At 75.0% G+C, this 10,158-nt stretch carries 12 protein-coding genes; 11 read left to right on the top strand and 1 reads right to left on the bottom strand.

Annotation, left to right across the window (positions count from 1 at the left end; all coding sequences use genetic code 11):
* Window positions 1–18: 18 nt before the first annotated feature.
* The 6 genes from OF117_RS21255 (at window position 19) to OF117_RS21230 (ending at window position 5,384) form a co-directional block, all read left to right on the top strand.
* Window positions 19–216: a hypothetical protein gene (locus OF117_RS21255; protein ID WP_263554856.1), complete on the top strand. Its 198-nt coding sequence runs from the start codon at window positions 19–21 to the stop codon at window positions 214–216.
* A 97-nt stretch (window positions 217–313) separates the two neighbouring features.
* Window positions 314–685, top strand: coding sequence for a TadE/TadG family type IV pilus assembly protein (locus OF117_RS21250; protein WP_263554855.1), 372 nt, complete (start codon window positions 314–316; stop codon window positions 683–685).
* Window positions 686–711: 26 nt separating this feature from the next.
* Window positions 712–1,107: a TadE/TadG family type IV pilus assembly protein gene (locus OF117_RS21245; RefSeq protein ID WP_263554854.1), complete on the top strand. Its 396-nt coding sequence runs from the start codon at window positions 712–714 to the stop codon at window positions 1,105–1,107.
* The gene (locus tag OF117_RS21240) at window positions 1,104–1,550 is read left to right on the top strand and encodes a pilus assembly protein TadG-related protein (protein WP_263554853.1); all 447 of its coding nucleotides are present in this window, start codon (window positions 1,104–1,106) and stop codon (window positions 1,548–1,550) included. The genes OF117_RS21245 and OF117_RS21240 overlap by 4 nt, the downstream gene beginning before the upstream one ends.
* Window positions 1,547–4,762, top strand: a complete 3,216-nt coding sequence (locus tag OF117_RS21235) for a LysM peptidoglycan-binding domain-containing protein (protein WP_263554852.1) — start codon at window positions 1,547–1,549, stop codon at window positions 4,760–4,762. The genes OF117_RS21240 and OF117_RS21235 overlap by 4 nt, the downstream gene beginning before the upstream one ends.
* Before the next feature lie 142 nt (window positions 4,763–4,904).
* A complete protein-coding gene (locus OF117_RS21230; protein ID WP_263554851.1) occupies window positions 4,905–5,384 on the top strand; it encodes a hypothetical protein in 480 nt (159 codons plus the stop codon).
* Window positions 5,385–5,698: 314 nt separating this feature from the next.
* Here the strand turns inward: OF117_RS21230 and OF117_RS21225 are convergent, their stop codons facing one another.
* The gene (locus tag OF117_RS21225; protein ID WP_263554850.1) at window positions 5,699–5,899 is read right to left on the bottom strand and encodes a hypothetical protein; all 201 of its coding nucleotides are present in this window, start codon (window positions 5,897–5,899) and stop codon (window positions 5,699–5,701) included.
* A gap of 23 nt (window positions 5,900–5,922) precedes the next feature.
* On the opposite strand from OF117_RS21225, the gene OF117_RS21220 reads away from it, so the two are divergent.
* The 5 genes from OF117_RS21220 to OF117_RS21200 all read left to right on the top strand — a co-directional run.
* Complete coding sequence (locus OF117_RS21220; protein WP_263554849.1) at window positions 5,923–6,336, top strand: hypothetical protein; 414 nt, start codon at window positions 5,923–5,925, stop codon at window positions 6,334–6,336.
* 300 nt (window positions 6,337–6,636) lie between these two features.
* Complete coding sequence (locus OF117_RS21215) at window positions 6,637–7,500, top strand: hypothetical protein (protein WP_263554848.1); 864 nt, start codon at window positions 6,637–6,639, stop codon at window positions 7,498–7,500.
* A complete protein-coding gene (locus tag OF117_RS21210) occupies window positions 7,497–7,871 on the top strand; it encodes a hypothetical protein (RefSeq protein WP_263554847.1) in 375 nt (124 codons plus the stop codon). The genes OF117_RS21215 and OF117_RS21210 overlap by 4 nt, the downstream gene beginning before the upstream one ends.
* Entirely contained in the window at window positions 7,871–8,680 is an 810-nt protein-coding gene (locus OF117_RS21205; protein ID WP_263554846.1) for a hypothetical protein, read from the top strand. Before OF117_RS21210 ends, OF117_RS21205 begins: the two co-directional genes overlap by 1 nt.
* Window positions 8,681–8,720: 40 nt before the next feature.
* The coding region (locus OF117_RS21200; RefSeq protein ID WP_263554845.1) for a hypothetical protein at window positions 8,721–10,158 on the top strand (1,438 nt) is incomplete at its 3' end.

Genomic DNA, 10,158 nt, shown 5'->3' with positions numbered 1-10,158 from the left:
GACCCGAGAGGCACCCCGATGACCTCGCTGTTCACTGTCCTGACCGTCGTCGGCGCACAGCTGCGCGACCGACTGCGCGAGCTCCGCGACGAGCCGGAGCGGGGCTCACTGTCGGTCGAGCAGGTGATCATCACCGTGGCGCTGATCGGTATCGCCGTCGCGCTCGTCGCGGTGATCGCCAACGCGGTCACCTCCCGCTCGGCCCAGATCCAGTAGCCCGCCCGTGGCTCGCGCCGGCCCGCGTGGCCCTGCAGCCGTGTCCCGGCCTGGCCATGCCGAGGGCAGCCGGGCGGGCGGCGTGGCGCGCCGACGGATGTCCGGCGAGCGCGGTGCGGCGTCGGTGGAACTGGCGGTCGCCTTCCCGGTGGTGCTGCTGCTGGTGATGACGCTGATCCAGGCGACGCTGTGGTTCTACGCCCGCTCGATCGCCCTAGGCGCGGCCCAGGAGGGCGCCCGCGAGGGCCGGGTGCAGCCCGCCTCCACCGGGCGCGCCCAGTCGGCCGCCGAGGGCTTTCTCGACCAGACCGCGCAGGACCTGCTCACCGGCCGGGACGTGACCGTGACCGGCTCGCCCAGCAGCATCGCGGTAACCGTCACCGGCACCTCGCTCAGCCTCTTCCCCGGCCTTTCCGGGTGGTCGGTGACCCAGACCGCCGTCGGCCCGGTCGAACGGCCCACGCCATGAGTGCCCTGGTCAGGGAGCGGGGATCTGTGTCGGTCGAGTTGGCGCTGCTGGCCCCGGCGCTGCTTCTGCTGCTGTCCTTCGCCGTCGTCGCCGGACGCACCCAGATCGCCGAGGGTGCCGTGCAGGAGGCGGCCCGCGCCGCCGCCCGGGAGGCCTCCCTCGCCCGGGACGCCGCCACCGCCGCGGCCCTGGCCGGCGCCCAGGCGGAGCGCACCCTGGCCGCCCAGGACCTGCGCTGCGAGCGCACCACCGTCGACCTCGGCACCGCCGGCTTCTCCGCCCCGCCGGGCCGGCCCGGCGACGTCACCGTGTCGATCACCTGCGTGGTCGGCATGGCCGACCTGCTGGCCCCGGGCCTGCCCGGATCGGTGACCGTCGAGGCGTCCTTCACCAGCCCCGTCGACGCCTACCGCGAACGATGACCCGCCACCACTGCCACCAGCCGCCGGACGCCGAGCGCGGCGGGATCGGCGTCTTCCTCGCCGTGCTCGTCCCCGGGCTGCTGCTCATCATCGGGCTGGCCGTCGACGGCGGTGCCAAGGTGGCCGCCACCCAGCGCGCCAACGCCATCGCCGACGAGGCCGCCCGCGCCGGCGGGCAGGCCCTTGACGTCTCCGCCGCCCTCACCGGACAGGTGCAGGTCGACCCGACCGCCGCGGTCGCCGCCGCGCAGGACTACCTCGACCGCAACGACGTGGCCGGCGCGGTGACCGTCGTTGACGGCGACACCCTGCACGTGACCACCACCATCACCGAGGCAACCACCTTTCTCGGCCTGATCGGCATCTCCGCCCTCACCGTGGAGGGCTCCGGCACCGCCGACCTGATCACCGGCACCGGCCAGAACGGGGGAGCAGGCCCATGACCACCCCACCGTCGGCGCTCGACCTGCTGCGCCGACTGCTCGCCCTCCTGCTGCTGGCGGCTGCGGTCGCCGGCGTCCCGACCGCGCTCTGGAAGCTCGGCGGCGCCTATCTGCCGGACGAGCTGCCCTCCTGGGCGCAGGTGACCACCGCCGTGAGCGGACCGGACACCGGCGCTGTTTTTCTCGGCCTGCTCGTGATGATCGGCTGGATCGCCTGGGCCTGCTTCACCCTGTCGGTGGCCGCCGAGCTCGTCAGTCAGCTCCGCGGCCTGCCACCGCTGCGGCTGCCCGGCCTGGCGGCTCCCCAGCAGCTGGCCGCCCTGCTCGTGGCCGCCGTCCTCGGGGTCGGCAGCGGACCGCTGCTGGCCGCTCCCGCCCTGGCCGGCCCACCCGTCGTCGCCGAGCAGCCGGTGGGCCACGAGGAGCCGCCGGTGCCCGCTCCGCCAGGGGACACCCGGCCGACCGCGCCCACCGCGGCGGGTCCCACCTACACGGTGCAGCCGCGCGACACCCTGGGCCGCATCGCCGCGCGCTACCTGGGCGACTGGACCCGCTTCGAGGAGATCCTCGAGCTCAACCGCGGCCGACCCCAGCCCGACGGCGCCATCCTCACCGACCCGGGGCTGATCCGCCCCGGCTGGATCCTGGTCCTCCCGCCCGACGCCACCCGTGCCGAGGCCGGATCACCCGCCGCGGAGGTGACGGTGCGCCCGGGCGACACCCTCGCCGACATCGCCGCGCAGCACGGCCTGGACGGCTGGCAGCCGGTCTTCGACCTCAACGCCGGTGAACCGCTTCCCGGCGGCGGGGTGTTCAGCGACCCCAACCTGATCCGCCCCGGGCAGGTCCTCGACATCCCTCCGGCCGACCCCGCGGCCGCCGACCCTTCGCCGCCGACCGGTCCCGAACCCCCGACCGACGAGCCGGCGCCGGACGAGGACGAGCCGGCCGTCCCGGCGGAGCTCGCCCCCACCCCGCCCGCCTCGCCGACACCGGAAAGCTGGCCCGAGCAATCGGAGCAGGCGGCGGTCGACGCCGACGGCGGGGATGCCACCGAGAACCCGTCGGAGCTGGCGGTCGTGCTCGCCGGCAGCGGGGCACTGCTCGCCGCAGGTGTGGGCGCCGCGTGGCTCACCCATCGCCGCCAGCGGCTCCGCCGCCGCCGTCCCGGCCGACGGCTGGCCCCCCTCCCGAGGAGGCAGTCGGCCACACAGACGGTCGTGGCATCGGCGGCCGACGAGGGCACGGCCGACTACGCCGCGCTCGACCTGGCGCTGCGCGGCCTCGCCGTCCAGATCTCCGCGGATCCGGACGGGCGGCTCCCCGACGTCGTCGCCGCCCGACTCCACGGCGGCCGGCTCGAGTTGCGACTGCACGCTCCGGCCGACCGTCCTCCGCCGCAACCGTGGATCGCGGACGACACCGGCCTCCGGTGGTCGGCGCGGCTCGACCAGGACACCGGCGTCGACCCCCAGGTGGCACGCACCCGCCTGGCGCCGTACCCGACTCTGGTCACCATCGGCACCGACACCGCAGGCCACTGGCTGCTGGACCTGGAACGCCTCGGTGCGGCGTACGTGACCGGACCGGCCGACCGCCGCGAGGACTTCGCCCGGCACCTGGCCGCCGAACTGGCCGTCAACGGCTGGTCGGACCTGCTCACGGTCACGCCCGTCGGCTTCGGCGACGAACTGGTCGACCTGGCCCCCGGGCGGGTCCACCCGGTCGACAGTGTCAACGACCCTGGCCTGCACCGCGGCTTGGTGGAAGCCGCCGAGTACGACGACGACGTGCTGGACGGGCGGCTGCGGGCCGGAGCCGGGGACGGCTGGATGCCGCAGGTCGTCCTCGTCCCACATCCGTCGGATCAGGTCGGCGCACTGGCCGAGGCCGCCGCTGCTCTGCGCACGCGGGAGCGGCGCGCCGCGGTCGCCCTGGTGTTCGGCGCCGAGCCGGAGCAGGTCAGCGACGAGTGGCGGCTCACGCTGACCGACGACGGATCGCTGCTCGTCCCGGCACTCGGGCTGCGGCTGCCGGCGCCACAGCTGACCGTCCAGCAGGCCCGCGACATCGCCACGCTGCTGGCCTTCGAGCGCGACTCCGAGGACGCTCCGGTTCCCGTCGCCGACGGCGACCGCCCCTGGCAGGTGCACACCGACGCCGCCGGCGCGCTCCACGGCGACCTGACCGGTCCGGACACCGCTGCACCACCGACCTCCGCGCCGTCCCTACGGCTCCCACGGGGCTTCAGTACCGAGGCAGTCCGCGACTCGGCGCCACCCACGCCGACCGGTCCTCCGCTGGCACGGACGTCGTGGACGACCAGCGGCGCTTCCGGCGTGCCAGGGTCTGCAGCGCCGGCCGACGTGCGCACGGAGGTCGAGGACGACCTCGCCCAACTCGACCGCGACCTCGCCGAGTGGTGGTCGCCGGACTGCGCCCGACCGCGGCTGACCCTGCTCGGACCGGTTGCCCTGCGCGCGCACGGTGATGAGGCGGCCGTCGCCAGGTCCGGGTTGCGGCGCCGCTACGAGGAGATGGTCGCCTACCTCGCCACCCGCCCGCACGGAGCCACCGCTGACGAGGCCGCGACCGCGCTACAGCCTGCCCGCGGCGGCAGGACCGACCCCGTCAGCGCGCGCGCCTACGTCCACCGGGTCGCCGCCGGCGCTCGCGCCTGGCTGGGCACCGACCCCGCCACCGGGCAGAAGCACCTCAGCTCCGGTCACCGCGGCCGCTACACGCTGACCGGTGTGCTCGTCGACGCGGACCTGTTCCGCCAGCTGCGGGCCCGGGCAGCGGTGCGCGGCGACGGCGGCCTGCCCGACCTGCTGGCCGCTCTGCGGCTTGTGTCCGGCCCGCCGTTCGCGCAGCGTCCGGCCGGTTACGAGTGGTTGGACGGCCTTGACCTGACGCTCACCGCAGCCGTCTGCGACGTCGCCCACCAGGTCGTCTCCACGACCCTCGCCGACGGCGACCTGGCCGCTGCCGCAATCGCCTCGGCCACCGCCGTGCTCGTCGCGCCGGACGACGAGCAGGTACTGCTGGACGCGATGCGGGTGGCCTTCCACCAGGGCCACCGCGCCGAGGCCGAGACCTACGTCGGGCGCATCGTGGCCGTCCACGACGGTGAGGACGAGATGGACCTGCCCATGAGCACGGCGGAGATCATCAACCGCGCCCGCCGGCAGTTCCTCGACCGCGCGTCGTGAGGCCGCACGTACCCCACGTCCAGGGAGCGTCCTGCCCACGCGGGGCCGCAGCGTGGGGTGTGCGGGGGTCCGCCTCTGGAGATGTCGTATTGGCTGGCCACACTCGCGAGGCGGGACCTGGGGAGGGGAAGGAGGGACGCTGGTGAGCGTGGAGCCGATCGCCGCCGACCTCGATCTCGACGAGGTGGAGGCCGCGCTGCTGCGCGCCGCGGTCGGTGACTACGCGGCCGAGGCCGCCGTGCTGCTGCTGGCCAACGACGGGTACTGGCCGGCTCGGCTGCGCGCCGCCGGCTTGGTCACGATCGAAGCCGAGCCGGTCGGCGGTCAGATGTGGGCGCGCATCGAATGGCCCGAGCTCGACTTCGCCCTCGCCCAGGGACGCCTGCACGGCAGCCAGGAAGAGATGGCGGTGCTCCGGGTGGCGGTCAGCCTCGCCGACGGGCGACCGGTCGACCTCGCCGACGTGGCGGTGGTGCTGGACCGCCGCGCGCTCGAGCTGGTGTTGGCCGCGCTGGCCCACGCCGCCGGCAGCCAGGATCACCGTGACGCCTCTCCGGCCGGCGCCGGCGCCGGCGCCGGCGTGCGGCTCGGACCGCTGATCGCCTGGCCGGTGCGGGACTGACCAGCCATGCCCTACCCGCCCCGGCGCGCCGTCGGCGCTGCACGGCACATGGCCGGCACGTGATCCCGCACCCGCACGCCTTCCCGGGTACGGGTCGACGCTCGTGGCCAGGACCGGGCGGACCCGCGTCAGCAACCGGACGTCGTACGGTCGCTCGGCGTCGAAGAAGCGGCCCGAGCAAGACGAAACCCCGGCGATGTGGCCGAGGCCAGGGATCGCTCCGGGGTCTTCAGCGACGAGTCTACGAGCGCGGGGCTGACATGTCCACGTCCCCGCCGGGCGGCGGATCCGCGCCGGAGCCCACCGGCCATCCCTCACCCACCGCGCTGCTCGTCCAACGGCACCTGTCCGCGCCCCGGCTGGCCACCTATGCGCGCGCCGTGGGTGGCGACCTGGACCGCGCGGTCGAGCTGTACCTCTGGAATGCGGCGGTCGCCGGCGCGCTGTGGGAGGTGCTCGGCCACGTCGAGGTCGTACTGCGCAACGTCCTGCACGATGCCCTGACTGCTCGTCACCAGCGGCTGGGTCGAGCCGGACAGTGGTACGACGACCCAGCTCGAGAGCTCGCCCAACACGCCCGCGACGACATCACCCGAGCAAGCAGCGGCTGCAGCGGGCCGGCGCCCCGCTCCTGCCCGGCAAGATCGTCGCCGAGCTCAACTTCGGCTTCTGGAGGTTCCTGCTCGCCCGCCGCTACACGGCTGCCCTGTGGCCGGCGCTGCGGCCCGCCTTCCACTACCTGCCCGGATCTGACCGGCGCCTGCTGGAGGCTCCGGTCGCCCGGTTGCACGTGCTGCGCAACCGCGTGGCCCACCACGAGCCGCTGCTGGCCGAGCCGCTACTCGACCGCTACATCGAGCTGCTCGACGTCGTGGGGTACGTGCACCCGCAGCTGCGCACCTGGCTGGACAGCCACAACCGGGTGCGCGCCGAACTCGACGCGCGCCCCTGACCGGCAGCGGAACGAGCGGCAGCACCCGCCGGCCCACGGCACGGGTTCTCCGCTACTCCGCCAGTAGTTCTCCGGTGCGAACGTCACCGCAAGCGGCGGGCCGCATCGAAACCCACGGAACAGCAGGAGGCCGCGTGCCTCGGCCGGCTGGAGGACTACTGGAGATTCGGTCGCCACCGTCGGCGCATGCAGACGACAGCCCCGCATCGGGGATCGGGGCGCGACCGGCCGAGCCGTGACGCGCCGCCGTCGGCGGCGACGGCGCCTCCCAGCCCCACCGATCCTCACGAGGCACGGTCGATGACCGTGCCCGCCATGCGCGCGGCCGTCGTGGCCATCCGCGCGGGGCTCTTCGACGACGTCACCGACGACGTCCTCCCGCACGGAGGCCAGGCGTTCGGGGCCGCGGTCCGCAGCCGTGCCGGCCAATCGGAGCGCTCGCACGTCCCCTGGACGCGAGCGGGCGTCGGCGGCCGTGCCGTCCTGGTCGTGGCCGGTCACGCCGGGGCCGGCGCTTCCACCATCGCGTTGGCGCTGGCCGAGGGGCTGGCGGAGGGCCGGCGGGTGCAGCTGGTCGACTACTCCGAGCCGGCCCGATCGGGGTTGGCGGCGGCCCCGACCATCGAACTGGGTACCGACGGCGCCGGGTGGCGGTGCGGTCGCCGCGGTCGACTCGATGTCGTCCGGCTCGCTCGGCGCACCGCCGGCGGAACGCTTCCACCGCTCCCGGAGACCGACGCGGACGCCACGATGGTGGTGGACCCGGGGTGGTCGACGACCGGTGCGCTGCTCGACTCGCCGAGGTCGCTCGTCGGCTGCGCGCTGGTGGTCGTCACCCGGGTCACGATTCCAGCGGTCCGGCAGACCGAGCACGTCCTGGCAGCCGTCGGCGGGGACGCGGCGGTCGCCGCGGTGGGCCCGGCGCGATGGCCACGGCTGGTCGAGGCCAGCTGCGGTACCCGGCTTCGTGAGGCGCGGTCGAAGGGCCAGCTGGTCCCGGTGCCGCTCGACCGGCGCCTGCAGACCGCCGGGCTGACCGGGGACCGGCTGCCGAAGCCGGTGGCCGCCGCCGGCCGGGCGCTGGCCGCGCTCGTGGTGCCGGCGGCCCCACCTCGGCACCGGCGCCCGGCAGCGCCGACCGGGCGGGCCGGGGCGACCCGATGACGGTCGGGCCAGGGACCGCGGCGGTACGGGCGGCGTCGACCGTCGCGCTCGTCCTCGCCGGGCTGGTGGTGCTCAGCAGCGGGCCGGCAACGGCGGCGCCGGAGGTCACCGCGGCGGTCTGCCCGGCGGCGCCGCCGGGGATGCAGGGCTTCGCCGACGACGTGACCGCCTGGGTGAAGTGGGGTGTGCTGGCGCTGATCGGCATCGGCGCGGTCGCGTCCCTCGGCTCGATCCTGGTCGGGCGGATCTTCTCCCATCCCCACGCGTCCCGGTACGGCGCCATGGGCGTCGCGGTCGTGGTGATGGTGGCCATCACCTACACGGTGATCCTGACGATCCTCGACTCGATCACCGGCAGCGGGTGCACTTGATGCGCCGCCGCGCAGAACGCCCGGTGGGGGAGACGTCGACGTGGGGACCGGCCCGCCTCCTCCTGCTGATCATGGTCAGCGCGCTCGTGGCGCTGACGGTGCTGGCCGGACTGGTGCTGGCGGTCGTCGGGGCATTGACCGGAGAACGGCGGGACGGCGCAGGCACCGCACCACGGGCGGCCGCTCCCGCCACGGACCTGGCGCAGCAGGACGCGCTCGCCGCCGCGCCGATGCCGACCGCCGACCCGGACGCCGCGCTGCCCGGCCTGCTGTCGAACCGGACCGCGGGCGTTCTCGAGGTGCCCCGCGCCACCGGCGTCGGCCCGGCCGACGTGCCGACCGGCTTTCCCCGCACCCCGGAAGGCGCGCTGGCGCAGCTGGCGGCGATCGACGTGACGGCGATGCAGACCGGCTCGATGGACGGCGTGCAGCAGGTGATCGCCGAGTGGGCCGCGCCAGGTGGCCCCACCCCGCAGACCTGGTCCGGGGCGCACGGCATGGCCAGCCTGTTGTCCGCGGCGGGGCTGTCCGGTGCCGGGTCACCGCAGCTGGCCATCGTGGTCCGCCCGGTCATGGGACTGATCAAGGGCACGGTCGGCGAGGAGTTCGCGCTGGTGTGCGTGAACTTCGAGTTCACCGTCACCGTGGAGGAGACGTCGCGGATCGCGATCGCCGACTGCCAGCGCATGGCCTGGGTCGGGGACCGGTGGCTGATCGGAGCAGGGGCGGAGCCCGCGCCGGCTCCCTCGGTCTGGCCAGGTACCGACGCGGCGATCGCCGCCGGCTGGCGGGACCTGCGTCATGGCTAGGCCCCAGCTCGATCGAGGTGGCCGATCGCCGCGTCCGCTGATGCTGGCCGTCGTCCTGATGCTTGCGGTGGTGGGTTGGCTGGCGACTGCGGCTCCGGCCTCGGCCGATCCGGTGGTGTCCGCCTTCCCGGCCGACCCCTCATCGGCCGACGACGCGTTGTCGTGCCTGCCGATCAACCCGTTCTGCGTGATCGGCGAGGCGGCCGGCGCGGTGGTGGCCGACGTGTGGGTCAGCGCCATGTTGTCGCTGTGGGAGGCGGGGCTCTGGCTGCTGGGACTGGCCTTCTCGGTCATCGACGCCCTGGCGACCCCGGACCTGTCCGCCGACGGCCCGCTGGCCAGGATCTATCCGGTGACGTTCGGCATCGGCGCCACCGTCGCGGCACTGATGGCGCTCGTGCAGCTCGGGGCCGCGGCGGTGCGCCGGGACGGGCAGACCCTGGGCCGGCTGCTGATCGGGCTGGTGCAGTTCGGGCTGGTGTGGGCCGGCTACGTCGGCGTGGCGGCGCTGCTGGTCACCGGCGTCTCCGGACTGACCACCGCGCTGCTGCGCAGCCTGCTGAGCATCGACACGATGGCCGCCTTCGACCCGTCGATCAGCGTGGGCCGCGACCTGGTCGACGGCACGGTCGCCACCGTGCTCGGTGTCTCGTCGATCTTTCTGCTGGTGCCCGCCAGCGTCGGCTACCTGCTGGTGATGTTGGTCCGTGAGGCGGCGCTGATCGTGCTGGCGGCGACCTCGGCGATCTCGGCCGGCGGCCTGCTGGCGCAGTCCTCGAGCACCTGGTTTTGGCGCAGCCTGCGCTGGTTCCTGGCCGCGCTGCTGGTCGCCCCGGTGGCCGTGCTCGTGCTGGGCGTGGGAGTGACCATCACCGAGGGGATCGTCATCGGGGCCGAGGAGACCAGCACCGAGGCCGCGGTCGGCATGGCGGTGGTCGGCTGCCTGCTGATCCTGCTCGGTGCGATCTGTCCGCTGGCGCTGTTCCGGCTGCTGGCCTTCGTCGACCCGGGCACGTCGAGCGGAGCCGCGCTGCGCTCCTCGCTGGCCGCGTCCGGTGGAGCCGTAGGGGCACTGAGCAACCTCGGCGGCGGACGTGGCCGGGCCGCCGGCGCTGCAGTAGCCGCGACTTCGGGCGGGGTGGCGGCCTCGGGAGCCGCGGCGCAACTGGCCGGTGACCGCGCCCAGGGCGAGTCGACGGCGGACGCGGCGACCAGCGGCCGCTTCGCCGGAGCACTCCGGGCACTGAGTGTCGGTACCTCCACCGCCGGCCGGCTGGCGGCCGGCGTGGCTGCCTCGGCCGCCGACGTGCTCTCCGGCGCCGGCGTCGGCCACTCCGCGCCCTACTACGGACAGCCGACACCGAAGGGGATGCCTGCGGGCGGTCGTGGGGGCTCGGGGGGTGGGCGGCCGTCCCGGCGCGGGCGGCCGCCCCGCCGAAGCGCAGGTACCGGGGTGAACGGTGGCCGACCATCGCGTC

The organism is Geodermatophilus sp. YIM 151500, from assembly GCF_025716945.1.
GTDB lineage: Bacteria > Actinomycetota > Actinomycetes > Mycobacteriales > Geodermatophilaceae > YIM-151500.
Note: the sequence above shows the minus strand (reverse complement) of the source record. Positions and strands in the feature narration are given on the sequence as shown.

What these genes read in the sequence shown, in the direction of transcription:
- OF117_RS21255 (WP_263554856.1), top strand. Translation starts at nt 19, where the DNA reads ATGACCTCGCTGTTCACTGTCCTGACCGTCGTCGGCGCACAGCTGCGC.
- OF117_RS21250 (WP_263554855.1), top strand. Translation starts at nt 314, where the DNA reads ATGTCCGGCGAGCGCGGTGCGGCGTCGGTGGAACTGGCGGTCGCCTTC.
- OF117_RS21240 (WP_263554853.1), top strand. Translation starts at nt 1,104, where the DNA reads ATGACCCGCCACCACTGCCACCAGCCGCCGGACGCCGAGCGCGGCGGG.
- OF117_RS21235 (WP_263554852.1), top strand. Translation starts at nt 1,547, where the DNA reads ATGACCACCCCACCGTCGGCGCTCGACCTGCTGCGCCGACTGCTCGCC.
- OF117_RS21215 (WP_263554848.1), top strand. Translation starts at nt 6,637, where the DNA reads ATGACCGTGCCCGCCATGCGCGCGGCCGTCGTGGCCATCCGCGCGGGG.
- OF117_RS21210 (WP_263554847.1), top strand. Translation starts at nt 7,497, where the DNA reads ATGACGGTCGGGCCAGGGACCGCGGCGGTACGGGCGGCGTCGACCGTC.
- OF117_RS21205 (WP_263554846.1), top strand. Translation starts at nt 7,871, where the DNA reads ATGCGCCGCCGCGCAGAACGCCCGGTGGGGGAGACGTCGACGTGGGGA.